Annotated in this window: 20 protein-coding genes; 1 reads left to right on the forward strand and 19 read right to left on the reverse strand. The window is 61.7% G+C overall.

What is annotated here, in order from left to right; all coding sequences use genetic code 11:
- Positions 1–74 precede the first annotated feature (74 nt).
- Positions 75–1,901: an aminopeptidase P family protein gene (locus tag AO692_RS01355; protein ID WP_054308224.1), complete on the forward strand. Its 1,827-nt coding sequence runs from the start codon at positions 75–77 to the stop codon at positions 1,899–1,901.
- Positions 1,902–1,934: 33 nt separating this feature from the next.
- Here AO692_RS01355 and AO692_RS01360 read toward each other — a convergent pair whose 3' ends face one another.
- The 19 genes from AO692_RS01360 to mraY all read right to left on the reverse strand — a co-directional run bounded on the left by AO692_RS01360 (position 1,935) and on the right by mraY (position 24,871).
- The gene (locus tag AO692_RS01360) at positions 1,935–2,231 is read right to left on the reverse strand and encodes an AzlD family protein (protein ID WP_054308225.1); all 297 of its coding nucleotides are present in this window, start codon (positions 2,229–2,231) and stop codon (positions 1,935–1,937) included.
- The gene (locus AO692_RS01365) at positions 2,228–2,980 is read right to left on the reverse strand and encodes an AzlC family ABC transporter permease (protein ID WP_054308226.1); all 753 of its coding nucleotides are present in this window, start codon (positions 2,978–2,980) and stop codon (positions 2,228–2,230) included. The genes AO692_RS01360 and AO692_RS01365 overlap by 4 nt, the downstream gene beginning before the upstream one ends.
- Positions 2,981–3,222: 242 nt before the next feature.
- Positions 3,223–3,924 (reverse strand): TIGR02453 family protein, encoded by a 702-nt coding sequence (locus tag AO692_RS01370; RefSeq protein WP_054308227.1) that lies wholly within the window; start codon positions 3,922–3,924, stop codon positions 3,223–3,225.
- Positions 3,924–6,137, reverse strand: coding sequence for an NAD-dependent DNA ligase LigA (gene ligA, locus AO692_RS01375; protein ID WP_054308228.1), 2,214 nt, complete (start codon positions 6,135–6,137; stop codon positions 3,924–3,926). Before ligA ends, AO692_RS01370 begins: the two co-directional genes overlap by 1 nt.
- 292 nt (positions 6,138–6,429) lie before the next feature.
- Positions 6,430–8,103 (reverse strand): DNA repair protein RecN, encoded by a 1,674-nt coding sequence (gene recN / locus AO692_RS01380; RefSeq protein ID WP_054308229.1) that lies wholly within the window; start codon positions 8,101–8,103, stop codon positions 6,430–6,432.
- Between the two features lie 63 nt (positions 8,104–8,166).
- Positions 8,167–8,976, reverse strand: coding sequence for an outer membrane protein assembly factor BamD (locus AO692_RS01385; RefSeq protein ID WP_244483227.1), 810 nt, complete (start codon positions 8,974–8,976; stop codon positions 8,167–8,169).
- 283 nt (positions 8,977–9,259) lie between these two features.
- On the reverse strand, positions 9,260–10,204 hold the full coding sequence (lpxC, locus tag AO692_RS01390) for a UDP-3-O-acyl-N-acetylglucosamine deacetylase (protein WP_054308231.1): 945 nt from the start codon (positions 10,202–10,204) through the stop codon (positions 9,260–9,262).
- Positions 10,205–10,473: 269 nt separating this feature from the next.
- Positions 10,474–12,159: a cell division protein FtsZ gene (ftsZ, locus tag AO692_RS01395; protein ID WP_054308232.1), complete on the reverse strand. Its 1,686-nt coding sequence runs from the start codon at positions 12,157–12,159 to the stop codon at positions 10,474–10,476.
- Positions 12,160–12,231: 72 nt separating this feature from the next.
- A complete protein-coding gene (gene ftsA / locus AO692_RS01400) occupies positions 12,232–13,539 on the reverse strand; it encodes a cell division protein FtsA (protein ID WP_054308233.1) in 1,308 nt (435 codons plus the stop codon).
- Positions 13,536–14,477, reverse strand: coding sequence for a cell division protein FtsQ/DivIB (locus AO692_RS01405; RefSeq protein WP_054308234.1), 942 nt, complete (start codon positions 14,475–14,477; stop codon positions 13,536–13,538). The genes ftsA and AO692_RS01405 overlap by 4 nt, the downstream gene beginning before the upstream one ends.
- On the reverse strand, positions 14,465–15,391 hold the full coding sequence (locus AO692_RS01410) for a D-alanine--D-alanine ligase (protein WP_054308235.1): 927 nt from the start codon (positions 15,389–15,391) through the stop codon (positions 14,465–14,467). The genes AO692_RS01405 and AO692_RS01410 overlap by 13 nt, the downstream gene beginning before the upstream one ends.
- A gap of 447 nt (positions 15,392–15,838) precedes the next feature.
- Entirely contained in the window at positions 15,839–16,654 is an 816-nt protein-coding gene (locus AO692_RS01415) for an amino acid ABC transporter permease (RefSeq protein ID WP_054308236.1), read from the reverse strand.
- A gap of 19 nt (positions 16,655–16,673) precedes the next feature.
- The gene (locus AO692_RS01420; RefSeq protein WP_054308237.1) at positions 16,674–17,516 is read right to left on the reverse strand and encodes a transporter substrate-binding domain-containing protein; all 843 of its coding nucleotides are present in this window, start codon (positions 17,514–17,516) and stop codon (positions 16,674–16,676) included.
- A gap of 203 nt (positions 17,517–17,719) precedes the next feature.
- On the reverse strand, positions 17,720–18,682 hold the full coding sequence (murB, locus tag AO692_RS01425; protein WP_054308238.1) for a UDP-N-acetylmuramate dehydrogenase: 963 nt from the start codon (positions 18,680–18,682) through the stop codon (positions 17,720–17,722).
- Positions 18,679–20,085 carry a UDP-N-acetylmuramate--L-alanine ligase gene (gene murC / locus AO692_RS01430; RefSeq protein WP_054308239.1) on the reverse strand — a complete coding sequence of 469 codons (1,407 nt, stop codon included), beginning with the start codon at positions 20,083–20,085 and terminating at the stop codon, positions 18,679–18,681. Before murC ends, murB begins: the two co-directional genes overlap by 4 nt.
- Positions 20,082–21,209 carry an undecaprenyldiphospho-muramoylpentapeptide beta-N-acetylglucosaminyltransferase gene (gene murG, locus AO692_RS01435; protein ID WP_054308240.1) on the reverse strand — a complete coding sequence of 376 codons (1,128 nt, stop codon included), beginning with the start codon at positions 21,207–21,209 and terminating at the stop codon, positions 20,082–20,084. Before murG ends, murC begins: the two co-directional genes overlap by 4 nt.
- A 13-nt stretch (positions 21,210–21,222) precedes the next feature.
- A complete protein-coding gene (gene ftsW, locus AO692_RS01440) occupies positions 21,223–22,380 on the reverse strand; it encodes a putative lipid II flippase FtsW (RefSeq protein WP_054308241.1) in 1,158 nt (385 codons plus the stop codon).
- Positions 22,380–23,780: a UDP-N-acetylmuramoyl-L-alanine--D-glutamate ligase gene (gene murD / locus AO692_RS01445; RefSeq protein WP_054308242.1), complete on the reverse strand. Its 1,401-nt coding sequence runs from the start codon at positions 23,778–23,780 to the stop codon at positions 22,380–22,382. Before murD ends, ftsW begins: the two co-directional genes overlap by 1 nt.
- Before the next feature lie 8 nt (positions 23,781–23,788).
- A complete protein-coding gene (gene mraY / locus AO692_RS01450; RefSeq protein ID WP_054308243.1) occupies positions 23,789–24,871 on the reverse strand; it encodes a phospho-N-acetylmuramoyl-pentapeptide-transferase in 1,083 nt (360 codons plus the stop codon).

The raw sequence follows: 24,871 nt of genomic DNA on the forward strand, positions 1-24,871 counted from the left end.
TGGCGCCGATTGTCAGGCGCCCACCACGCAGCTACGGTCCGGCCACGCAATCAAACAATAACGGGTTTGTATCGATGTTCCAGACTTTCGATCCCGCTGGCGACCCCACCGTAGGCAAACCGCACGTCGCCAAGCTTCGCCGGTGGCTGAGCGAAAATGGTCTCGACGGTTTCGTGGTGCCTCGCGCCGACGAACATCAGGGCGAATATGTTCCCGACCGTGCAGCGCGGCTACGCTGGCTGACCGGCTTCAGCGGCTCGGCAGGCGTCGCCATCGTGCTGCGCGACCGCGCCTTCATCTTCGTCGATGGCCGCTACACGCTGCAGGTGCGTGCCGAAGTCGATCTTGAGATCTTCACGATCGAAAGCCTGGTCGACAATCCACCCGCTTCCTGGATCCCTGAAAATCTCGGCAAAGGTGTGCGCGTCGGCTTCGATCCGTGGTTGCACACGGTCGGCGAGGTGAAGGCTTTGAAGACCGCCGCGGCGAAATCCGGCGCGGAACTGGTGCCGGTGGCCGAAAACCCGATCGACTTCATCTGGGATGATCAGCCCGAAGCGCCGGTCGCTCCGGTGGAACTGCACCCGCAGGCCTTCGCCGGCGAACTCGCCAAGGACAAGTTGGCGAGGTTAGCCGCCGCCGTCGAGAAGGAAGGCGCCACCCATGCCGTTCTGACCGATCCCTCCTCGATCGCCTGGGCCTTCAACATTCGCGGCGGCGACGTGCCGCATACGCCGCTGGCGCTCGGCTTCGCCATCCTGGCGGCCGACGGCAAGCACCAGCTGTTCATGGACAGTCGCAAATTCTCACGCACGGTGGCTGCCTATCTCACTCAGCTCTGCGACCCGCACGAACCGGCGGAATTTGAGGGCGCAATCGTGACCCTGGCGAAGGATGGGGCCCAGATCGCGCTCGATCCGGTGCTTGCGGCCGACAAGCTGCGCATGCTGGTGGAGGACAATGGCGGCACCGTAATTTCAGCTGCCGACCCTGCCCGAATCCCCCGCGCCACCAAGAACCAGGCCGAGATCGCCGGCAGCCGTGCCGCGCATCGCCGCGACGGCGCTGCGGTGGCCAAGCTGCTGTGCTGGCTCGACCGGCAGCAACCCGGGACGCTGGACGAGATCACGGTCGTCAAGCAACTGGAGGAGGTTCGGCGTCAGACTGGCGAAGAAACCCAGATGCCGTTGCGCGACGTTTCCTTCGCTACCATTTCCGGCGCCGGCCCCAACGGCGCCATCATGCATTATCGCGTTTCCACGGAAACCAACCGCAAGCTAGCCAGGAACGAGCTGTTCCTGCTCGATTCCGGCGCGCAATATCAGGATGGCACCACCGACATCACCCGCACGGTCTCGGTCGGCAAGCCGACGGAAGAAATGCGCGAGCGTTTCACCTTGGTGCTGAAAGGCATGATCGGCATTTCAATGCTGCGCTTCCCGGCGGGCACGCGTGGTTCGGAAATCGACGCGATCGCGCGCATGGCACTGTGGCGCCACGGTTGCGACTTCGCGCATGGTACCGGCCACGGCGTCGGCTCCTATCTCGCTGTCCATGAAGGGCCGCAGCGCATCGCCCGCACCGGCACGGAAAAACTGTTGGCCGGCATGATTCTGTCCAACGAGCCGGGCTACTACAAGGAGGGCCACTACGGCATCCGCATCGAGAACCTGATCATCGTCACGCCGGCGGAAGAGATCGAAGGCGGCGACATTGCCATGCACGGCTTCGAGACGCTCACCCTCGCGCCGATCGATCGCCGGCTGATCCGCGCCGATCTTCTGACCAAGGCCGAGCTTGAATGGCTCGATGGCTACCACGCCCGCGTGCTTGCCGAGATCGGCCCGATGGTCGACGGCGAAACGCTGGCATGGCTGGAAAAGGCGACAGCGCCGCTTTAACGCATAGGCTTAGGTCGACCGCGGATGTAGCGTCTAAGCTACGAACTGCCGTGCCAGGATCAGCACGGCGGCACCTGCGAGGAACATGGACAGCAGCCCGCCGCGTAGCGAGACGGCGCCCGCCACGATCAAAGCAGCCCATTCGGCGGGGCCGGCACTTAACACTGCAGGCGCAACCAATGTCGTCAGCACCGCCGCCGGTACGGCGTTCAATCCTGCCTCGACACGCGGATGCACGCGCTCGAAGCGCGAGATGACGAGATGACCACCGACGCGGGTGAGATAGGTGGCGATCGCCGCTGCGACGATGATCCAGAAAGTCGTGCTCACAGCTGTTCCTCCGCCTCTGCGCCGGGTTTGGCACCAACGCCGCTATGATGCGGCGGCAGGATGACAGCAAGCAGCACGCCGGCAACCGCGCCGATCGAGACATGCCAGGGCGAGCCGACAGTTTTGTATGCGATGATCGATGCAACGGCGCTCACCGCCACAACCGGCAGCCACAGCGGTCGCTTCCGAAAGCCCATGACGAGCCCGAAGAAATAGATCGGCAGCAGGAAATCGATACCGAGGGAATGGGTGTTGCTGATCAGCTTACCGAAATAGGCGCCGAGCGCGGTTTCCACCACCCAGAACACGTAGACCGGCAGACCCAGCCCCAGATACCAGATGAAACTGACCGTCTGACCGTTTTCCGCCCTACGCTCGGAAATGGCGTATTGCGGATCAGTGAGGATAAAATAGCCGAGCACTTGCTGCACGACTGGCCAATGCGCAATGCGCCGACCGATGCCGGCCGAATAAAGCACATGGCGGAAATTCACGGCGAAAATGGAAAGCACGATCAGCCAAGGGGCGACGTGCTGGCCGAAGAGTTCGATACCGACCATTTGACTGGCGCCGCCAAAGACAGCAGCACTCATCAAGGTCGCCTCGAAAACAGAAAATCCATTGTCGACGGCAAGCGCACCGAACAGCACGGCGAATGGCGCGGAAGCAACCACGACCGGCGTGCTGAGCCGGGCGCCGTCCCAGAATTCGCTTGCCCTGGACCTCTCGGCTATCGCTTCCGACGACATCGGCCACTCCTAGAGATGATCCGAAATGTTGACTGACTTTTCGGACAAGATCATGCGACGAACAAAGGGATGGAGCACATTCGCTCCAAGCGCCGCGCACCCATTCGGACACGCAGGGACGCTCTAACACTTTGAATCTACGCATTGTGCTAGAGTGGAGACATGTAGGTAGCCAACTGCCGGATGTCACACCAATTCGCTTGAGCCAAACAATCAGCGAAAATGATGCTTTGCGTCGCGCTTCAGTCCTGCGAGACCGGCACAAGCGTCCCCTGTATTGCCCTGCCCCAGTCAAGCAGCGGCCGGGCGCGCACCGCGAAATCGACCAGCGCCTCGGCCAGTTCCGGCGCATGGACGGAATCCGGGTCGATGTCCCGCCGCACAACGAAATGCCGGTTGCGGATCGCAGCGGAAAGCTCGGGATCGGTGACGTGTTCGAAGCCGCGCGGCATGCGCTTCATGGCGCCTTGAGTACCGAGTTCCAGCTTGTTCTTCTTTAACGCAGCAACCAACTTGCGGAACTCACCCGGCTTCGTCTCGATGGTCCGTCGCATCGCCTGCAGCATTGCGGCCTCCGGCTGCCACCAGGCAACCGCGGCGAAACAGGCATCGAGACCCAGGTAGAAGAAGAAAACACCCTGCTCCATCTTGGTGCCGTCGGGTGACAGGATCGCAGACACATGCGTGGTATAGGGTCGCTTGTCCTTGGAGAAGCGCACGTCGCGGTTGATGCGAAACAGCGACTTCTTGCGATCGCCGCGCAAGCCAAGGCCTGCAGCACCGAAACGCTCCGAAAGCGTCTCGACCAGATCGCCCAGCGGCTCACGCAGTTCGCTTTCGAACAGGTCGCGGTTTTCCTGGAACCATTCCCGGCTCTGGTGAAAATCCAGCGCCTTCAGGAATGGGATGGCCTTCCGGCCGAAGCCAGCGAACGCCCCGCTCATCACCCGCTCCGCCCCACCCTTTCGAACCAGGCATCCTCGTCGATCACCTCAATGCCCAGATCGGTCGCAAGCTTGAGCTTCGAACCGGCGCCTGGCCCGGCAACGACAAGATCGGTTTTGGCCGAAACCGATCCGGCGACCTTGGCGCCCAGCCGTTCGGCCATGGCCTTGGCTTCCGATCGCGACATCTTCTCCAGAGAGCCCGTGAACACCACGGTCTTGCCGGCGACCTGGCTGTCGGCCGACACATTGACGATGTAGGGCTTCGGGCGAACCTGCTGCAGCAATGCATCCAGCACATCGTCATTGCGCTCATTGCCGAAGAAATCACACAGCGCGCCGATCACCGTATCGCCGATGCCATTGATGGACGGGAAGACGGTGTGCGGATCGTCCGCCTTGGATGCCTCCTTGCCCACGCGGATGAATTCTTCCGCCGTCGAGAATGTCTTGGAAAGTGCTGCGGCCGTCGTTTCGCCGATATGACGAATGCCAAGCGCGAAGATGAAACGGTCGAGCTCCGGTTCCCGGCGCGCATCGATCGCGTCGAAAAGCTTTTCGAGTCCTTCATAGGTGCGCTCTTCGGCCGTCAGTACTTTCTTGCGGGTCGATCCCTTGGCCGCTTCGCGCGCCAGAGCCTGAGCTTCGCGCCTCTCGAACAGCGCTTGCTGCACCTCGGCACGCCGGTCCTTCAGCCTGAAGATATCTGCCGCAGTCTCGAGAAGCCCGGCGTTGAAAAACAGATCGATGTTTTCGGCACCCAGGCCTTCGATATCCATCGCACCGCGCGACACGAAATGGCGCAGTCTCTCGACTGCCTGCGCCGGGCAGATCAGTTCGCCCGTGCAGCGCCGCCGCGAATCCTCCTTGCCGGTCTTTTCGTTCACCTCGCGCGTCGCCGCCGAACCGCAGACCGGGCAGGTGTGGGGGAATTCATAAGGCACGGCGTCGGCGGGACGTTTGTCGACCACCACGCTGACGATCTGGGGGATGACATCCCCTGCCCGCTGGATCACCACCGTATCGCCGATGCGGATGTCGTTGCCTTCGCGGATCGGCTCGCCGTTGCTGTCGAAACCCTTGATATAGTCTTCGTTGTGCAACGTCACGTTGACGACGGTAACACCCCCGACCGTTACCGGGTCGAGCCGGGCAACCGGCGCCAGCGTTCCGGTGCGGCCGACCTGGATGTCGATCTTGCGCACCGTCGTCGTCGCCTGCTCGGCTGGGAACTTGTGCGCGACCGCCCAGCGTGGCTCACCGGTGACGAAACCCCAACGGCGCTGCAGTTCAAGCTGGTCGACCTTGTAGACGACGCCGTCGATGTCATAGCCAAGCGAAGAGCGTTGCAGCTCGATCAGCCTGTATTGCGCGATCAACTCGTCCACCGACTTGGCGCGGACCATCAGCGGGCTGATCTGGAATCCCCAGTCTGCGAATTTCTGCACCGCCTCATACTGCGTCGGCGCGGGATCCTCGGAAGTGTAGCCCCAGGCATAGGCGAAGAACTTGAGGTTGCGGCTGGCAGTGACGGACGGATCCTTCTGGCGCAGCGATCCGGCGGCCGTATTGCGCGGGTTGACATAGTCCTGCCCGCCGGCGGCTGCGGAACGTTCCTTCAAGGCCTGAAATTCGGCATAGGTCATATAGACTTCGCCACGGATTTCGATGACTTCGGGCCAACCGGAGCCTTTCAGCTTGTGCGGAATGTCGGCGATGGTCTTCAGATTGGCCGTGATATCCTCACCGACCGCGCCATCACCACGCGTTGCGCCCTGAACAAAAACACCGTTTTCATAGCGAAGCGACGCTGAAAGTCCGTCGATCTTGGGCTCCGCCGTGAAAGCGATGTCGAAATCCTTGTCACGCTCGAAGAAGCGCTTCGCCCGCTCCAGGAAGTCGACCACATCCTGATCGGTATAGGCTTTGGCGAGGCTGAGCATCGGCACGGCATGGCGAACCTTGGCAAAGCCTTCCGCCGGCGCCGCACCGACCGAACCCGTCGGGCTGTCGGACCTCACCAGATCCGGAAAGGCCTCTTCGATGGCAGCATTGCGGCGGCGCAAGGCGTCATATTCGGCATCGGTGATGATCGGTGCATCATCGCCGTGATAGCGGCGGTCGTGTTCCTTGATCTCGGCGGCAAGCCGCTCAAGCTCAGCAGTTGCTTCTTCTGTGCTTAGGGCTTCGACGGACTTGTTCTGTTCAGACATGGCGTGACGATTCCCCAACTGCGGGACACTAAGCGTTTCCGTTTTCACGGAAACGCTCCAACTCTTTGTTTCTACGCAATTCCGGACACAAAACCGCTACGCACTTTTGCTGGAATTGCTCTAGCGCATCGGCCCGAAAATCGGAATCGATTTTCGGAAAGCGCGATGCGCAACTTAAACTGTTAGAGCGTCCTTTGCGCATCCGAATGGATGCGCGGCGCTCTGAAGTCATCGGCAAATTACCTCAAAATGTAAACCGTTTCCGCCGTTCCCGGCGGTCACTCCCGACAGGTCACGACGCGACCGTGTTCTCGCGCAGCAGCCGCTCGGCCGCAGCTCGCGCTTCGTCGGTGATGCTGGCGCCGGCGAGCATGCGGGCGATCTCTTCCTGGCGCGCAACACGATCCATCTCGGCAATGCCGGTGGCGACGCGGTCCGTACCGCCCGATTTCGAAATCAGGAAATGCGTCGCCGCTCGCGCCGCCACCTGCGGCGCATGGGTGACGGACAAGACCTGCACGCGTTTGGAGAGCCGCGCCAGTCTCTGGCCGATGGCATCTGCCACCGCGCCGCCCACGCCGGTATCGATTTCGTCGAAAACCAGGGTCGGGGCCGAGCCGCGATCAGCCAACGCCACCTTGAGCGCCAGCAGGAAACGCGAGAGTTCGCCCCCGGAGGCAACCTTCATCATCGGGCCTGGCCGCGTACCGGGATTCGTGCGCACCCAGAACTCGACCTGGTCAATGCCCTCTTCCAGCCGGCCGTCAGGTTCGCTGGAAATCTCGACGATGAATTCGGCCCGCTCCAGCTTCAGAGCCGGCAGCTCAGTCATCACGGCCTTGGCAAGCCCTGTGGCCGTGGCATGGCGCAGTGTCGACAATTCAGCGGCGGAGAGGTCATAGGCTTCACGCGCCACCGCAGCCTGCTTCTCAAGCGTACCAAGCTTCTCCTCGCCGGCGTCCAGGTCGGCGAGATCGGCAGCCATGGTGTCGCGTAGCTGGGCCAGATTATCGACGACGACATTGTGCTTGCGCGCGGCCGCGCGCAGCGCGAACAGTCGCTCCTCGGCCTTTTCCAGCCGCTGCGGATCGTATTCGGTCGCGCGCAGCGCGGCCTCTACGCCCGACTGCGCGGCATCGAGCGAAATCATCGCCTCATCCAGCGATTTCACCACGTCTTCCAGCAAGCCCGGCGCCTCGCCGGCCTTGCGCTGCAGACGTCTCAGAAGGCTGGCGAGCTGCGGCAGCGGCGAGGACGGCCCCGATAGCACATCCTGCGCGTCATGGATTTCTGCGGCGATCTTTTCAGCCCGCATCATGGTCGAGCGCAATTCGGCGAGTTCAGTTTCTTCGCCCGGCTGCGGGTCGAGCTTGGCAAGCTCAGTGACGGAAGCGCGCAGATAGTCGGCTTCGCGTGCAGCAGCCTCCACCTTGGCACGGTGACGCGCCAGATCCTGCTCGGCTTGCCGCCAGTAACGCCAGGCTTCGCCGGTGCTGTGCACGACGCCGAGATGGCCACCAAAGGCATCGAGCAGATCGCGATGCGCGCCGGGATCGACCAAGGCGCGGTCATCGTGCTGGCCGTGGATTTCCACCAAAGCGCGGCCGATATCGCGCATCAACGTGACGGATGACGGCTGATCGTTGACGAAGACGCGCGTACGCCCATCTGCTGTCTGCAGACGACGCAGGATGATATCGCCATCGTCTTCAATGGCATTTTCGGCAAGGATTTCGCGTGCCGGGTGATTGCGCGGCACATCGAACACGGCCGTTACCTGGCCTTGCGCCGCACCATGCCGCACCAGGGAGGCATCGCCACGCGCGCCGAGTGCCAGCGAGAGCGCATCAAGCAGAATGGATTTGCCTGCACCGGTTTCGCCGGTCAATACGGAGAGTCCCGGCGCGAAATCGATGTCGAGCCGTTCGATCAGGACAATATCGCGAATCGATAGCCTAGAGAGCATCGGCGCTCTATAGCATCAAGACAGGTGATTGCGCGCCCCATCAGGCGCGCAGTCTGGGCGTTATCAGGCGCCGCCGGTGATCAGCTTGCCAGCCTTGGAGATCCACGATCCGGCATTCTCGCGCGGCTGCAGGCCGCCGCTCTGCAAGAGCTTGTAGGAATCCTTGTACCACTGGCTGTCGGGATAGTTCTGGCCAAGCACGGCGGCCGCCGTCTGCGCCTCGTCGACCAAGCCGAGCGCGTAATAGGCTTCGGTCAGGCGCGCCAGCGCCTCCTCGATGTGGCGGGTGTTGGAATAGTTTTCGACCACATTGCGGAAGCGCTTGATCGAAGCCAGATATTCCTTGCGCTCGAGATAGTAGCGGCCGACCTGCATTTCCTTGCCGGCGAGCTGGTCGTTGGCGAAGCGGATCTTGGCCTTGGCGTCCTCGACATATTCGGAATCCGGCCAGCGCGTCACCAGTTCCTGCATGGTCTGGATGGTGAGCTTGGCTTCCTTCTGGTCGCGGGTGACGTCTTCGATCTGCTTGTAGTAGCTGAGACCGATAATGTACTGCGCATAGGCAGCCTCGTCGGTGGACGGATAAAGCGTCAGGTACCGCTTGGCCGCGCTGATTGCGTCGTCATACTTGCCCTGGCGATAATTGGTGAAGGCGCCCATCACCATCGACTTGCGCGCCCATTCCGAATAGGGGTGCTGGCGATCGACGGCGGAAAATTTCTTGGCTGCCTCATCGAGGCGACCGGCGTTCAGATTGGCAAGGCCCTGATTGTAAAGCACGTCGGCCGGTTCGGTCTGCTCGACATAGGTCGACAGGTCGAGGTCCTTCTCCGAAGACATGCAGCCCGTAAGCATCAGCGGAGCTGCCATCATCGAAAGCGCCACAAAAGTAGCGGAAAACGGCGCTTTAAGCGCCGGAGCCGGCACTTTCAATTGGTCGGCCTGTCTGAAAAACATGATCGAAATTCGCCCTCTCGGCGCCATTGCTCGCGTCGGCGAGCAGCCATAAACCAAAAACAGCGCGCGCGGCAACGCTATCGCCCTGCAATCGTGCAATTTTGTGGCGCAATCCGCCACGAATTGGGGATCGAGATTTCAAAACAGAAGTGGTGCGCCTGTGCAACAGGCGCATTTTGCAGCCGGAAGCCGGCGAAATTCAGATCGTCCAGGGTGCGTAAACCGGCGCGTTGATCGCGCTCATCTCGCCGACGCGGCCACGGCGCGTCGTTTCGACCACCTCGAAGGCGGTACGGTCCGATAGGAGACGGCGAAGCGCCGCCGCATTCAGACGATGACCACCACGATAAGAGCGGAAGCAACCGATGAAGCGCGCGCCGGCCAAAGCCAGATCGCCCATGGCATCCAGTGTCTTGTGGCGTGCGAATTCGTTAGGATAGCGCAGGCCACCGACATTGATGACGCGATGGTCGTCCCCGATCACCAGCGAGTTGTCGAGCGAAGAACCCAGTGCGTAGCCGGCCGCCCACAGGCGCTCCACGTCCTTCATGAAACCGAAGGTACGTGCACGCGCAATCTCACTGCGGAAAACATCGGCAGTGAGGTCGGAGGCGAAATTCTGACGGCCGATCGCAGGGCTTTCGAAATCGATCTCGATTTCGAAGCGCGTACCCGAATGGGGGCGAAACTCGGCCCAGGAGGCGCCGCTTTCGATCCGAACGGTCTTGAGGATACGGATGAAACGGCGTTTCGTCGAAAGGATCTCGATGCCGGCCTGGTCGATCGCCTCGACGAAGTCGATCGAGCTGCCATCGAGGATCGGCACCTCACGCCCGTCGATCTCGATCACCATGTTGTCGATGCCGAGCCCAAGAACGGCCGCCATTAGATGTTCGACGGTGGCGATATGCTGGCCGGCCGGATCGCCAAGCATGGTGCAGAGGTCGGTGGCGCCCACTTCGGAAACCAGAGCGCGGAATTCCCGCACCGGCTGATCGCCGTCGATCAGGTGAAAAACGATACCCGTGTCAGCGTCGGCAGGCAGAAAATGAACGGTGACCGTATTGCCGCTATGAACGCCGATACCGGTCAATGTCGCACGCGATTTCAGGGTTGTCTGGTAGTCCTGCAAGCTGATCCCCATGTGCCCTAACGGCGCGGCCAATCGGCTTTTCGGTCGCTGCCCTTGATCTTCCGGCGAGCAGGGCACATCCCCAAAACACCCACTGCCGTTGTTGCCCGCGGAAGATAGTGGCCCCTCAGGCATACTCCAAATCACGCTTTCTTACCCGATGTAACGGCCACGGGAGTACAAAAGCAACCCGCAAGTGTTTGTTTTTCCACTATTATCAAAGAAGACAGGCAGGCGGTTGCCCGCCTGCCTGTTAACAACTGTTACAATCCGTTAGAAGATCAGTTGGCCTGCCGGCGCAGGAAGGCCGGAATCTCCAGCTGATCGTCCTCATGAGTCGCGCGCTGTTGCGGCGCGAAACGGCCGTGATCGTCGGCCTGGCCGCGGCGCGGCGCGTAGAGTTGCGCGTCTTGCGGTGCGAGACGGCGCACTTCCGGAGTTGCCTGACGCAGCTTTGGCTCGCGCGGCTGTGCCGGCTGCAGGCGAGCAGGCTCTTCCTCACGACGGGTCAGGCCATTGGTGAGGCGCTTCAACAAGCCCATCGGACCACGGTCTTCGTGATCGACCGGATGCTGCTTTGCCTCGACTTCGGCGCGCACCACCGGCGGGAAGTCTTCCACACGCGGCATCCGCGGCTGGGCTACGGCCGCCTGCTGCATGGCAACCTCACGCACTGGCTGCGGAGCCGGCTGCGGCGCAACCTGCTGCATCACGGGATGCGGCTGCGGCTGAGCCGGAGGTGCCTGAAACAGCTTGCTCTGAGGGCGGAAATCGTCCTGCGGAGCAGTCTGGGCGACGCGCGGCTGATGAGCGAGCGCGGCGGCATTGGCTTCCGCCTGCTGGATGGCTTCCGCAACCGGATCAACGGTACGCGGTTCCTGAAGCGCCGACTGCGGCACCGGAGCGCTGCGCACCTCGGCGGCCGGAGCGGCCGCCGGGCGCGCCGGCGTCTTCGGCTGCGCGGCACGGATCGAGATCGGAGCAGCGGCGATCTGCTCGGCCGATTTATCGATACCGGTCGCGACGACCGAGACGCGAATGACGCCTTCGAGTTCCTCATCGAAGGTAGCACCCAGAATGATGTTGGCGTCCTGGTCGACCTCTTCGCGGATACGGGTGGCAGCTTCGTCGACTTCGAACAGGGTCAGGTCGCGGCCGCCGGTGATCGAGATCAGCAGGCCCTTGGCACCCTTCATCGAGGTCTCGTCGAGCAGCGGGTTGGCGATCGCGGCTTCGGCTGCGGCCATGGCGCGGCCCTCGCCGCTTGCCTCGCCTGTACCCATCATTGCCTTGCCCATCTCGCGCATGACCGAACGAACGTCGGCGAAGTCGAGATTGATCAGGCCTTCCTTGACCATCAGGTCGGTGATGCAGGCAACACCCGAATAGAGCACCTGGTCGGCCATCGCGAAGGCGTCGGCGAAGGTGGTCTTGTCATTGGCGAGCCGGAACAGGTTCTGGTTCGGGATGACGATCAGGGTATCGACGCATTTCTGCAGTTCTTCGATGCCCAAGTCGGCCGTCTTCATGCGACGCTGGCCTTCGAAGTGGAATGGCTTGGTGACCACGCCGACCGTCAGAATTCCCTTTTCGCGGGCCGCACGGGCAACGACCGGGGCCGCACCTGTTCCGGTGCCGCCACCCATGCCGGCGGTGACGAAGCACATGTGGGTGTTGGAAAGATAGTCCGTGATCTCATCGATGCATTCCTCGGCGGCGGCGCGGCCGACTTCGGGCTGCGAGCCCGCGCCGAGGCCCTCGGTGACATGCGCGCCAAGCTGGATCAGTCGCTCGGACTTCGACATGGTGAGCGCCTGCGCATCGGTATTAGCCACGACGAACTCGACGCCACGCAGGCCCGCCGTGATCATGTTGTTGACCGCATTGCCGCCGCCGCCGCCGACACCGAACACGGTGATGCGTGGCTTGAGCTCGGTGATGTCCGGCTTTTTCAGATTGATCGTCATAGTCCTCGTCCTTTTGCCTTTACCGCCGCTTCGCCGTCGCGGCCGCTTATGGGGCTGTCCCCGTCAACTCAACTAAAAACTGTCTCTCAACCACTGACTCATGCGGTGCAGCCTCCCGCCTGTTCCCGTCATCTTGAAACGGGAGGCTCCAAAAGCAGGACGGCTCTCGAAAGAGGCGACCTGCGGATAGATCATCAACCCGACCGCCGTCGAGAAAGCCGGTCCCTTCGCCGCTTCAGGCAACCCGGCAACCCCGAGCGGACGCCCGACGCGCACATTGCGTCCCAGTACGCGGCGCGCCGCTTCCGGCATGCCGGCAAGCTGGCTGGCGCCACCGGTCAATACGACCCGCTTGCCCACCACATTGCCGTAACCGGACTTGCTTAGTCGCTCGCGCAACAGTTCCAGCGTTTCCTCGATACGGGCCCGAACGATTCGTGTCATCACCGAACGCGGAATTTGCAGCGGAGCCTCGCCCTCTTCGCCGATCGGCTGGATGGTGACGAGATCGCGATCGTCGGAACTGCCAGGCAAAGCCGAACCATGCATGACCTTCAGCCTTTCGGCTGCGTCCAGCGAAGTCGACAGACCCTTGGCAAGGTCGAGGGTAACGTGATTGCCCCCGACGGGAATGGAATCGCCATAGACGAACTTGCCTTCCGAGAAGACCGAGATCGTGGTGGTTCCGCCGCCCATGTCGATGCAGGCAGCGCCCATTTCCAACTCGTCGTCGACAAGCGCGGCGAGGCCAGCGGCATAAGGTGTGGCGATCAGACGTTCGACCGACAGATGCGAACGGTTGATGGCGAGCTCCAGATTGCGCAGCGGCGCGGAATCACCGGTCAACACATGCATGTCGACGCCAAGTGTGTCGCCGACCATGCCGCGCGGATCGCGCACACCGCGTTCGCCGTCGAGCGAGAAGCCGACCGGCAGCGCATGCAAGACTTCGCGCTCGGACTTCAGCGCCTGTTTGGCGCCGGCGCCGAGCACCCGCTTGATGTCGTTCTCATCGACTTCATGACCACCGAGATTGATGGTGGCGTTGAAAGTTTCGCTTTTCAGGCGGCCGGCCGTCATGTTGACGATCAGCGAATCCACGGTGAGGCCCGCCATGCGCTCGGCGGCATCCACCGCCAGACGGATGGCATGTTCAGCACGGTCGAGATCGATGACGACGCCCGACTTCACGCCGTGCGACTTTTGGTGGCCGATGCCCATGACCTGGATGCGGTGCGAGCGGCCACGCAACAGGTGGCCTTCTTCGCAGGGCTTGAGCTTTGCCACCACACAACAGACCTTGCTCGAGCCCACGTCGAGGACCGTCAGCACGCCGGACCGGCGCGAGGCTCCATCATTGTTGCCGCCGAGCCAACTCATATCTGCTGCCCCGCCTTGCGCTTTGCCATCTTGGCTTGTTCCTTCAGCGCCGCCGCGCGCGCCGTCACGGCTTCTTGCGTCAGTTGCACCGTCAATCGATCGGACAGGCGCATGTCGATCGAAACGACGTCACGCGACAAAAGCCCTTTTTCGCGGTCCATGCGCACAAGCTCGGCCATCGCCTGCTCGGCGTCGAACTCCGGCAACTTGATGACGACGCCATTGTCCAGCTTGATGTCCCAGCGCCGGTCGCCGACGCGGATGTAGCCGCGAACCTTGGAAGCGAGCTCGGGGAAGCCAGCCACCTTGGCCATCAGGGCGGGCGCGTGCTCAGGAGCACCCTGACCGACCAATAGCGGCAGCTTCGACTGATCGCCGCCGGTGTAAGGGGCGATGATACGGCCATCCTTCTCGATCACGGAAAGCTCGGAACCACGCTGCCAGATGGCGAAAGCCTGACGCTCGTCTATGCGCACTTCCAGGAGATGCGGATAAATCTTGCGCACCGCCACCGACTGGATCCAGGGCAACAATGCGATACGCTCGCGCGCGCCTTCCGCACTGAAGCCGACCAGCGAAGTCCAGCCGTTGAGATCCAGCTTGTCGAGAATATCGATTTCCGATGTCTCGCGATTGCCGACCACCTTGATCTGATCGACAGCAAAACCGATGCGAGCGGTTACGTCCTGCACGAACCCATCGAGATGACCGCCGAGATAGGCACCGTAGGTCAAAGAGGAAGCAAGGAAGGCAGCGTTGATCACAGTCGCCGCGAAAGGCGGGGCCGCGAAGTCACCGCGCGTAAGCCTTCCCAGCGTGCGCACCGGCTTGCGCAGCATCTTGGGCAGCACGAAACGATCGAGCCAAGAGGACGCACCGAAGCGGGCGCGCGGCACGGCACCCCCTCTTCCGCCTTGTCCCCAGTTCAACGCCGACACGACGCGTCCTCCACCATCCAACTCAACAGCTCGCCGAACGAATGCCCTGCCTGGGCGGCGATCTCCGGCACCAAAGATGTCGGCGTCATGCCGGGCTGCGTGTTGATTTCGAGCCAGACAACCTCGCCGTTCTCGGAAAAACGGTCGTCGTAACGGAAGTCCGACCGGGAGACGCCCCGGCAACCGATCGCTTGGTGAGCCTTGAGGGACAGTGTCTGTATTTTTTGGTAAATATTTAGTGAAATTTTAGCGGGAACCTCGTGTTTTGAGCCGCCCGGAACGTATTTTGAATCATAATCGTAGAAGGAATGGCCGGTCGGGATGATTTCGCAGACCCCGAGCGCCACATCGCCCATCACCGCACAAGTGAGTTCGCGCCCATGGATGTAACGCTCGACCATGACTTCCTCGCCGTAATTCCAATCCGGCGACGAAATCAGCTGCGGCGGATGCGACTGATCCTCCTTGACGATGACGACGCCGAAGCTGGAGCCTTCATTGACAGGCTTCACCACATAGGGCGGCTTCATCGGATGCTCATTCTTGATCGTGAAGCGATCGATGATCCTGGATTCAGCGACAGGAATTCCGACTGCTTTCGCAACTCTCTTTGCCTGCTCCTTGTTCATGGCCAGAGCCGAAGCCAGCACGCCGGAATGGGTGTAAGGAATACCGAGAAATTCGAGCACACCCTGGATCACGCCATCCTCGCCGTAAGGACCATGCAGGGCATTGAAGGCGACATCCGGCTTCAGCTCAGCGAGAACCGAGGAGATGTCACGCCCGACATCGACGCGAGTGACCCGATAACCCTCCGCCTCAAGCGCATCCGCGCAGGCTTTCCCGGAGGACAAGGACACGGGCCGCTCGGACGAAAAACCTCCCAGCAAGACGGCCACATGTTTTTTCTTCATCACCCCGTCATCCTCTCGCGGCGGGCCTGCACTTCCAATTTCCAGACATGAATCGCCTTCGTCCGGAGAATGACTTCCCCAGATGACACGCGGCCCCACGCGTCGAACGACTCAAATCAGGAAACGCTATTGGCCCAAAGAATCAGAGAGTTGATTCACTGACAAGCCCCTATGATTCCGAGGGATTCACTTTCTCGAAAAAAGTGTTTCGAAAGCCGACTTTTGAGTCTTTTCTGCAACGGCACTTGAGGCATCCGCGCCACGGATGCCGCAGCGAAAATCGCCCTTCACAACGCTCGAAATCAGTTCACGACTTTTAAGAAGCCGCCACCGTCCGCAGCGGCAGATCACAGAGCGCATGGAGCCGCTCTGCGGAAACACCGTCGCGCGCCTGCACCGAAAGCCCGTGCCTGAAGGGCGTAGAGCAGCAGCGTATGAAGCCGGAAATCAGCGGGCGCGATAGCCCTTGCCGAAATGGCTTTCCAGCCGAACTTGCACCAGTTCGAACAGGATCGACAGGAACCAGTAGATCGCCGCCGCCGTCGTCAGCATTTCTATGTAGCGATAGCTGGAGCGGCCATAGGATTGTGCCACGAACATCAGTTCGGTCACGCCCATGACCGAGATCAGCGACGAATCCTTCAACATCGCGATGAATTGCGAACCGGTCGGCGGAATGGCAACGCGGATCGCCTGCGGCATCACCACCTTCACCATCAGTTGCCAGGGATGCAGGCCAAGCGCCAGCCCGGCCTCACGCTGGCCGGCCGGCACGGATAAAAGCCCGGCGCGGAAGATTTCGCTCAGATAGGCGCCATAATTCAGAGAAAGCGCGATGATGCCGGACGGGATCGCCGCCGGCACCGGTCCGATTTGCGGAATGCCGAGATAGATCAGGAATATCTGCACCAGCAGCGGCGTGCCGCGGAAGAACGAGGTGTAGAAGGTGGAAATGCCGTAGGCGATGGAGCTCTTCGACAGACGCCCCAGCGCCGCCAGCAGGCCCAGCACCACCGAAGCGATGATGGAGAAGAAACAGACATAGAGCGTGAGAACCGCCCCTTGGATGAACCCGGCGCGGCTCAGCGTAAAGCCAGCCAGCGCCGGGAACTTGTCGACAATGAACGGCAGGTCGAGTCCGAAGGACAGGAAGAAGGCGACGAACAGCGCAAGCAGCACCAGCCAGACGATGGCTACGCGGGTACGAAACGCCTTGTCCACTGCGCCGGCGCGTGTCTGGCCGGTTGTTTGCTCTGCCGCCACTCCCGACCGCCCTTGCCGCTTATTGCTTGGCCGAGATGTCGCGGCCGACCCACTTCTCGGAAATCGTCTTCAGCGTGCCGTCGTCATACATAGCCTTGAAGATTTCCTTGATCTTGGCTTCCCATTCGGGATCGCCCTTGTCGACCGCAACCCAGAGCGGTTCGGTGAAGAGCGTATCGTCGACGATCTTGAGCTTGCCTTCCGACTTCTTGACACGTTCAGCGACCGTCATGTAGCCGGCCACCGCTGCATCGAGGCGCTTGCCATCACCAAGGCCAAGATCCTGGAAGGCGAAATCCTCGGTGTCATAGGGTTTTACTGTCACATCACCGAACGGAAATTCCGGCTTGACCGGCTCCTTGCCAGGCACTTCGATGACCAGTTCCTTCTGCAGGTACTTCTCGTAAGGCGTTCCACCCTGCGTGCCGACATTCTTGCCGGTCAGATCCTTGACGCTCTTGATTGTGGTGTTGTCGGAATTGACGGCAACCACCGCCGGTGCGCCATAATATTCATTGACGAAGTCCAGCACCTTGGCTCGCTCAGCGGTCGGCGACATCGAGCAGATGCAGACGTCCCAACGGCCCTTCCAGTTGCCTGCGGTGATGATTTCCCATGATGGCGTCTCGACCTTGAGCTCGACACCCAGGCGCTTGGCAACTTCACGCGCGATGTCGACATCGAAGCCGACCACCTCGCCCTTGTCGTCGATGTAGGAGAAAGGCGGATAGGCCTGATCGGTGACTTCGACCAGAACCTTGTTCTTCATGATACGGTCGAGCGTCTCGCCGGCGTGGGCCGTCGAGATCATGCCGGCCAAAAGGCCACCCACGGCCAGTTTCGCTGCGTTCTTCAATTTCATTGAATGCCTCCCTGCGGCCTCAGCCGCCACCTATGTAGCGCCAAGTCAAAGCACAATCGCGCTTCGACGGCACTGGTCCAGCCTGTTTGATGTTCCCCGAGCCGGCTGGTCCAGCTTGGCTTATGTATAGACGTAAAATGCTTCTGCCTGGACTGCAAGCGCGATCCGATATTCGGGCACAGCAGTCAGCGAATTGAAGCAGTCTACAGCAACTGCCCCTGGAATTCCTGCACCTCGCGGCCAGGTCGGAAATTGCCGATGCGCTTGATTTCCCAATGCAGACGGATGCCGGAATGCTCCAGCACGCGCTCGCGCACCGTCTCGCCGAGATTTTCGAGATCATAACCGGTTGCGGTGCCGGTGTTGATCATGAAGTTGCAGTGCATAGGCGACATCTGGGCGCCGCCCACCATCAGCCCGCGGCAGCCCGCCTTGTCGATCTCCTTCCAGGCCGAGGTGCCTTCCGGATTCTTGAAGGTCGAACCGCCGGTCTTCTCGCGGATCGGCTGAACCGTCTCGCGATGATGCTGCACGGCATCCATCGCTTCCTTGATGGCAGCCTTGTCTTCCGGATACCCCTCGAACAGCGCCGAGGTGAAGATCAGACCGGTGGGCGCCGAATGGCGATAGGCATAGCCCATGTCGGCATTGGACAGCACATGCGCATTGCCCTGCCGATCGAGCGCCCTCACCTCCACGACACGCTCACGCGTTTCGACGCCGTTGGCGCCGGCATTCATGCGCAGCGCGCCGCCGACGGCACCCGGAATGCCGTGGTAGAAATGGAAACCGCCGATACCGGCTTCAAGCGCGACCGCAGCCACCCGCTTGTCCGGGAGGGCGGTACCGGCGCGGATTTGCGTCGCTGAAACCACCTCCGCCTCGCCGAACCCCTTGGCTGAAAGCCGCACGACGAAGCCCTCGATGCCGCCGTCGCGCACCAAAAGGTTCGAGCCGACACCAACGATTGTGAGTGGCACCTCCTCCGGCACCGCTTTCAGGAAAGCAGAGAGGTCTTCCTCGTCAGCCGGCTGGAAAAGCGCGTCAGCCAAGCCGCCGGCGCGGAACCAGGTGATCTTGTCCATCTCGGCATCGGGCGTAATGCGCCCACGCAGCCCCTTCAGCCTGTCGCCGAGTTTTTCCAGCAGCTCTGGGCCGCGTGTCATGACCCGGCTCCGGCAAGTTCCTTCGGCAGCGCGTAGGCCCATTGCGTGATGTTGCCGGCGCCAAGAAAGACGACGAAATCGCCCGGCGCTGCCAGTTTGCGCACGATCGGCGCAACGTCGGCCGGCCCTTCGATGTAGCGCGCGTCACGATGACCGCCGGAGCGGATGCGCGACACCAGCGCGTCCGAAGACGCCCCGTCTATGGGATCCTCGCCGGCCGCATAGACCGGCGCCACCATCACCGTGTCGGCGTCGTTGAAGCAGGAGGCGAACTCGTCGAACAAATCATGCAGGCGGGTGAAGCGATGCGGCTGGGCGATCGCGATCACCCTGCCCTTGGTTGCGTCGCGCGCGGCCCTGAGCACCGCTTTGATCTCCACGGGATGATGGCCGTAGTCATCGAACACCTCGACACCATTCCAGGAACCGGTGTGAGTGAAACGCCGCTTGACGCCACCGAAGGCGGACAGACCTTTCTTGATCGCCTCGGCAGAAATGCCGAGCTCGTTGGCGACCGCGATTGCAGCCGTGGCGTTGGAGACATTGTGGCGCCCGGGCATCGGCAGCCGCAGGCCCGAAATCACCGTCTCGCCCCCGCCCTTGCGGTTGCGAATGGTTACGTCGAAGACAGATGCGGCGCCGTCCATGCGATGGTTGGAGAAGCGCACGTCGGCTTGAGTATTTTCGCCATAGGTGATGACGCGGCGGTCTTCGATGCGGCCGACCAGCGCCTGCACTTCCGGATGGTCAGTGCACATCACGCCGAAGCCGTAGAAAGGCACGCTCTCGACGAACTGGCGAAACGCTTCACGCACCTTGTCGAACGACCCGTAATGGTCGAGATGTTCGGGATCGATATTGGTCACGACCGCGATATCGGCCGGCAGCTTCAGGAAAGTACCGTCGCTTTCGTCGGCCTCCACCACCATCCACTCGCCGTCGCCCATGCGGGCATTGGTGCCGTAGGCATTGATGATGCCGCCGTTGATGACGGTCGGATCAAGCCCGCCGGCCTCCAACAACGTCGCCACCATCGAGGTCGTCGTCGTCTTGCCATGCGTGCCGCCGATCGCGACAGCCTGGCGAAAACGCATCAGCTCCGCCAGCATCTCGGCGCGGCGCACGACAGGCAGGTTCTTCTCGCGAGCGGCCCTCAGTTCAGGATTGGCCTTCTTGATGGCGGTCGAGACCACCACCACTTCGGCCTCGCCAAGGTTCTCGGCCCTGTGGCCGACGAAACATTCGATACCCTTGTCGCGCAGGCGCTGCACGTTGGCGCTTTCGGCCTGGTCGGAACCCTGCACCTTGTAGCCGAGATTGTGCAGAACCTCGGCGATGCCGCTCATGCCGATGCCGCCGATGCCGATGAAATGCACGAGGCCGATCGTCTGCGGCATTTTCATGCGCGGGTTTCCTTCCTGAATTCTTCTATCGTCTGGCGCGACGCAATAGCCTCTGCGAGGTCGGCGAGCAACCGCGCGGCGTTCGGGCGTCCAACCGACTTCGCCGCGGCGGCCATCGTTCCGAGACGTTCCGGCTCCTCCATTGCAGCGCTTAAAAGGGTTGCGACCGTTTCAGGCGTGAGCGTCGACTGCGGATGGACCTCGCCACCGCCGGCGGCAGCAAGAGCGGCTGCATTTGCGGCCTGATCGTGGTCAAGCGCGTGTGGATAAGGCACCAGAAGCGCCGGCCGTCCAATGACGGCGATCTCGGAAACCGTCGAGGCGCCGGAACGCGAAACCACCAGATGGGCGCCGGCCATGCGCTGCGCCATATCGGTGAAGAAGGGGGAAACCTGCGCGTCGATACCCAGCTTGGCATAGGCATCCTTGACCCTGCCGACGTCATCGGCACGCGCCTGCTGGGTAATGACGAGCCGCGCCCGCTGGGCATCGGACAGCTGGGCAACCGCCGCCGGCACGGCGTCGGAGAAGAATTGCGCCCCCTGGCTGCCGCCGAACACCAGCAGCCGGAACGGATCGTTGCCAATTGAGGGGACATAGGGTGTTCTGGCCGCTTCCAGCACAGCGGGGCGCACCGGGTTACCGGTGGTCACGGTCTTGACGCCCGCGGCACTTGTGTCCTCTGGCAGAAAGCCGCCGGCAATGGCATCGACCCGTGGAGCGAGAGCGCGGTTGGCACGGCCCATGACGGCGTTCTGCTCATGGATGACGGTTGGTACCTTGCGCCGCGTGGCAGCGTACAGTGGCGGTAGCGTCGGATAGCCGCCGAAACCCACGACAACCGCCGGCTTGATACGCTGGATTACGCTGGAAGCTTGTCGCACACCTTGCCAGATGCGCCAGACGGCACCCATGAGCGCGATAGGGTTTTTCGATCCGAACGTCGCAGAGCGGATCGTGTGCGCTTCCTTCGCCGGGAAATGACTGGCATAGCGCGAGGCGCGATCGTCGGTCGCCAAGTGTACCGTCCAGCCGCGCTCGATCAGCTCGTGCGCCAGCGCTTCCGCGGGAAAGAGATGCCCGCCAGTGCCACCGGCTGCCAGTAGAATAGTCCCTCTAGCCATGACGTTCCGTCGATTACTCCGCCGGCAGGAAGCGCTGATAGCCTTGCAGGCCGCCGAGCGTCTTGCGCTTCTCGGGCTTCTTTCGGGTAAGTGCCAGCACCATGCCCATCGATATGGCGATCGCGATCTGAGAGGAGCCGCCATAGGAAATGAACGGCAGGGTCATGCCTTTGGCCGGCATCAATTGCAGGTTCACCGCCATGTTGATGGTGGACTGCAGGCCGAAAATAGTGACGAGGCCGCCAATGGCATAACGGGTGAAATCGTCATGTTCCTTCAACGCGGTATTGAGGCCGCGCAGCACGATGAAGGCGAAGATGGTCATGATGAAGAAACACATGATCAGCCCGTATTCCTCGCCAGCCACCGAAAAGACGAAGTCGGCGTGACTGTCCGGGATCGCGCGCTTGACCGTGCCCTCGCCCGGCCCCACGCCGAGCCAGCCACCATTGATCAGCGCTTCCCTGCCCATGTCGACCTGATAGGTGTCGCCTTCGCCAGTCAGGAAGCGATCGATACGGCCAGCAACGTGCGGCAGTATCGTATAGGCGGCGAACACGCCGGTGACACCGAGCGCACCGAGCACCACGATCCACAGCCACGACAGGCCGGCCATGAAGAACATGATGCCCCAGGTGCCGGTAACCAGCATGGTTTGGCCAAAGTCGGGTTGCGCCAGCAACAACGCAACGACAAGCCCCAGCATGATCATTGCCAGCACGTTACCCGGAATGTCGGGATGCCGCTTGTGCTCGGCGAACAGCCAGGCACAGAGGATCACGAAGGCTGGTTTGAGAAATTCGGAGGGCTGAATTGAAACCCCGGCAAGCGAAATCCAGCGCCTGGCCCCTTTCACTTCGACGCCGACATAGAGCACCGCCACCATCAGCACCAGCATGATACACAGCATGACGATGGACATGCGCCGTATCTGCCGTGGCTCGAGGAAGGAAACACCCAACATCACGCACAACGCCGGTACGGTGAAGATGATCTGGCGCGTGGCGAAATAGAACGGGCCCAGGCCGATACGCTGCGCCACAGCGGGGCTGGCCGCAAAGGACAGAACGATGCCCAGCCCCATCAAGAGCAGGAACGCCGCAAGAAACCATCGGTCGATGGTCCACCACCAGGTTGCAACCGGGCTTTTGTCGAGACGACTGGCGGCCATTATCGTGTCCCTCCGATGGGTTTCACGCCCTCTATAGCAGCGACGGCTTGCCTGAAGGCTTCGCCGCGCAGCTCGAAATTCTTGAACTGGTCAAAGCTGGCGCAAGCCGGTGATAGAAGCACCACCGCCTCACCGCTCTCATCCTTGGCCGCTTCCGCGGCAGCGCGCTCGACAGCGGCGGCCAATGTGCCTGCGATCTCGTAAGGTACGGCCTCGCCGAGCGTTGCCGAGAAGGCAGGTGCCGCCTCACCGATCAGATAGGCTTTGGCAATACGCGGGAAGAAGCCGCGCAGCGGTTCGATGCCCCCTTCCTTGGGCAGGCCGCCAGCGATCCAGTAGATGCGCGGGAAGGATGACAATGCCGGCGCCGCGGCATCCGCGTTGGTTGCTTTGGAATCGTTGATGAACAGCACATGGTCCTTGCGAGCAACCTGCTCCATGCGATGCGCCAGTCCTGGAAAGCTCTCCAATCCCGACTGGATTTCGCCGAGTTCCAGCCCGACTTTCAGGCAAGCTGTAACAGCCGCCAGCGCGTTCTGCGCATTGTGCTGGCCGCGCAGCGAACCGATGCCCTCCAGGAAAGCGATACGGCTGTAGCGCCCGTGCACGGCTTCCATCAGATTGGTGCCGTCGGCGAAATAGCCGTCGGTCAGCGGCAGCCGCTTGGAGATACGGATGACATCCTTGCCGGCACGCTCGAGACGATCCGCGATCTGAGCGCACCAGGCATCGTCGATGCCGACGATCGCCGTTTCCGAGCCAGCCACCAGCCGCTCCTTGATCGCGGCGTAATGCTGCATGGTCCCGTGCCGGTCGAGATGATCCGGCGTCAGGTTGAGCAGGATGCCCGCGGTCGGATTAATCGAAGGGGCCAGATCGATCTGGTAGGACGAACATTCAACCACATAGTGGCGGCCGGTTACCGGCGGATCGAGCGTCATGACAGCGCGGCCGATATTGCCGCCCATCTGCGTATCGCGGCCGGCCGACTTCAGGATATGTGCCGTCAGCGCTGTCGTCGTCGACTTGCCGTTGGTGCCGGTGATGGCGACAAAGGGTGCGTCCGCCTGAAGCCGATTGCGCTCGCGCGCAAACAGTTCGACATCGCCGATCACTTCAACACCGGCGGCACGTGCCAGTTCTACCGACCAATGCGGCTTCGGGTGGGTCAGCGGTACGCCGGGCGAAAGCACGAAGGATGAAAAGCCGGCCCAGTCCGCGCCGCGCAGATCGCCCGTCGCGATCCCTTGTTCACCCGCCTTGGCCACGCTCTCCGGATTGTCGTCCCAGGCCAGAACCTCGGCACCACCCTCGATCAGCGCGCGCGCCGTGGCTATCCCCGAACCGCCGAGCCCGAACAGCGAAACCCGTTTGTCTGCGAAGGAAGTTGCCGGGATCATGCAGGCGCCTATCGCAATTTGAGGGTGGAAAGGCCGATCAACGCCAGTATCACGGCAATGATCCAGAACCGGATGACGACCTGGCTCTCGGTCCAGCCAAGTTTTTCGAAATGATGATGGATCGGCGCCATCAGGAACACGCGCTTGCCCGTCATCTTGAAATAGCCGACCTGGATGATGACCGACAGGATCTCGACCACGAACAAGCCACCGATGATGGCCATGACGATCTCGTGTTTGACCGCAACTGCAACAGTGCCGATCAGGCCGCCGAGCGCCAGTGAACCGGTGTCGCCCATGAAGATCGCCGCCGGCGGTGCGTTGAACCAAAGAAAGCCTAGGCCGGCGCCAATGACCGCACCCAGGATCACCGCCAGTTCACCTGTACCGGGCACGAAATGGATCTGCAGATATTCGGCGAACACCGCGTTGCCCGACAGATAGGCGATGACTCCGAAGGAGGCCGCCGCGATCATGATCGGCACAATGGCGAGCCCGTCCAGGCCGTCGGTCAGATTTACCGCATTGCCTGCCCCCACCACCACAAAAGCGGCGAATGGGATGAAGAAGAAACCGAGATTGATGATCAATTCCTTGAAAAACGGAAAGGTGAGCGAGGACGAAAACGGAGGTTGGCCGCTGCGCATGATGATCCATGCGGCGATGCCGGCGATGATGAATTCCAGCGCCAGGCGTGCCTTTCCCGAAAAGCCGAGATGCGATTGCTTGGTGACCTTCAGATAGTCGTCATAGAAACCGATGGCACCAAAGCCGAGTGTTACGAACAGCACGACCCAGACATAGATGCTGGTAAGGTTCGCCCACAAAAGCGAGGAACCGATGATGCCGGTGAGGATCATCAGACCGCCCATGGTCGGCGTGCCGGCCTTCTTGAAGTGCGTCTGCGGTCCGTCGGCGCGGATCGGCTGGCCCTTGCCCTGACGCACGCGCAGCGAGTTGATGATCGTCGGCCCAAAGATGAAGACGATCAGTGCCGCGGTGATCAGCGCGCCACCGGTGCGGAAGGTGATATAACGGAAGACGTTGAAGACCGTGACGCGGTCGGCAAAGTCGACGAGAAGCCAGAACAT

The sequence above is a fragment of the Mesorhizobium sp. 1M-11 genome (assembly GCF_001303895.1).
In the GTDB taxonomy this organism is placed as follows: Bacteria; Pseudomonadota; Alphaproteobacteria; order Rhizobiales; family Rhizobiaceae; genus Mesorhizobium.

What these genes read in the sequence shown, in the direction of transcription:
- murD (WP_054308242.1), bottom strand. Translation starts at nt 23,780, where the DNA reads ATGATCCCGGCAACTTCCTTCGCAGACAAACGGGTTTCGCTGTTCGGG.
- ligA (WP_054308228.1), bottom strand. Translation starts at nt 6,137, where the DNA reads ATGTCTGAACAGAACAAGTCCGTCGAAGCCCTAAGCACAGAAGAAGCA.
- murB (WP_054308238.1), bottom strand. Translation starts at nt 18,682, where the DNA reads ATGACACGCGGCCCAGAGCTGCTGGAAAAACTCGGCGACAGGCTGAAG.
- murC (WP_054308239.1), bottom strand. Translation starts at nt 20,085, where the DNA reads ATGAAAATGCCGCAGACGATCGGCCTCGTGCATTTCATCGGCATCGGC.
- AO692_RS01420 (WP_054308237.1), bottom strand. Translation starts at nt 17,516, where the DNA reads ATGAAATTGAAGAACGCAGCGAAACTGGCCGTGGGTGGCCTTTTGGCC.
- AO692_RS01410 (WP_054308235.1), bottom strand. Translation starts at nt 15,391, where the DNA reads ATGAAGAAAAAACATGTGGCCGTCTTGCTGGGAGGTTTTTCGTCCGAG.
- ftsA (WP_054308233.1), bottom strand. Translation starts at nt 13,539, where the DNA reads ATGAGTTGGCTCGGCGGCAACAATGATGGAGCCTCGCGCCGGTCCGGC.
- mraY (WP_054308243.1), bottom strand. Translation starts at nt 24,871, where the DNA reads ATGTTCTGGCTTCTCGTCGACTTTGCCGACCGCGTCACGGTCTTCAAC.
- AO692_RS01370 (WP_054308227.1), bottom strand. Translation starts at nt 3,924, where the DNA reads ATGAGCGGGGCGTTCGCTGGCTTCGGCCGGAAGGCCATCCCATTCCTG.
- AO692_RS01365 (WP_054308226.1), bottom strand. Translation starts at nt 2,980, where the DNA reads ATGTCGTCGGAAGCGATAGCCGAGAGGTCCAGGGCAAGCGAATTCTGG.
- AO692_RS01385 (WP_244483227.1), bottom strand. Translation starts at nt 8,976, where the DNA reads ATGATGGCAGCTCCGCTGATGCTTACGGGCTGCATGTCTTCGGAGAAG.
- AO692_RS01355 (WP_054308224.1), top strand. Translation starts at nt 75, where the DNA reads ATGTTCCAGACTTTCGATCCCGCTGGCGACCCCACCGTAGGCAAACCG.
- murG (WP_054308240.1), bottom strand. Translation starts at nt 21,209, where the DNA reads ATGGCTAGAGGGACTATTCTACTGGCAGCCGGTGGCACTGGCGGGCAT.
- ftsZ (WP_054308232.1), bottom strand. Translation starts at nt 12,159, where the DNA reads ATGACGATCAATCTGAAAAAGCCGGACATCACCGAGCTCAAGCCACGC.
- recN (WP_054308229.1), bottom strand. Translation starts at nt 8,103, where the DNA reads ATGCTCTCTAGGCTATCGATTCGCGATATTGTCCTGATCGAACGGCTC.
- lpxC (WP_054308231.1), bottom strand. Translation starts at nt 10,204, where the DNA reads ATGGGGATCAGCTTGCAGGACTACCAGACAACCCTGAAATCGCGTGCG.
- ftsW (WP_054308241.1), bottom strand. Translation starts at nt 22,380, where the DNA reads ATGGCCGCCAGTCGTCTCGACAAAAGCCCGGTTGCAACCTGGTGGTGG.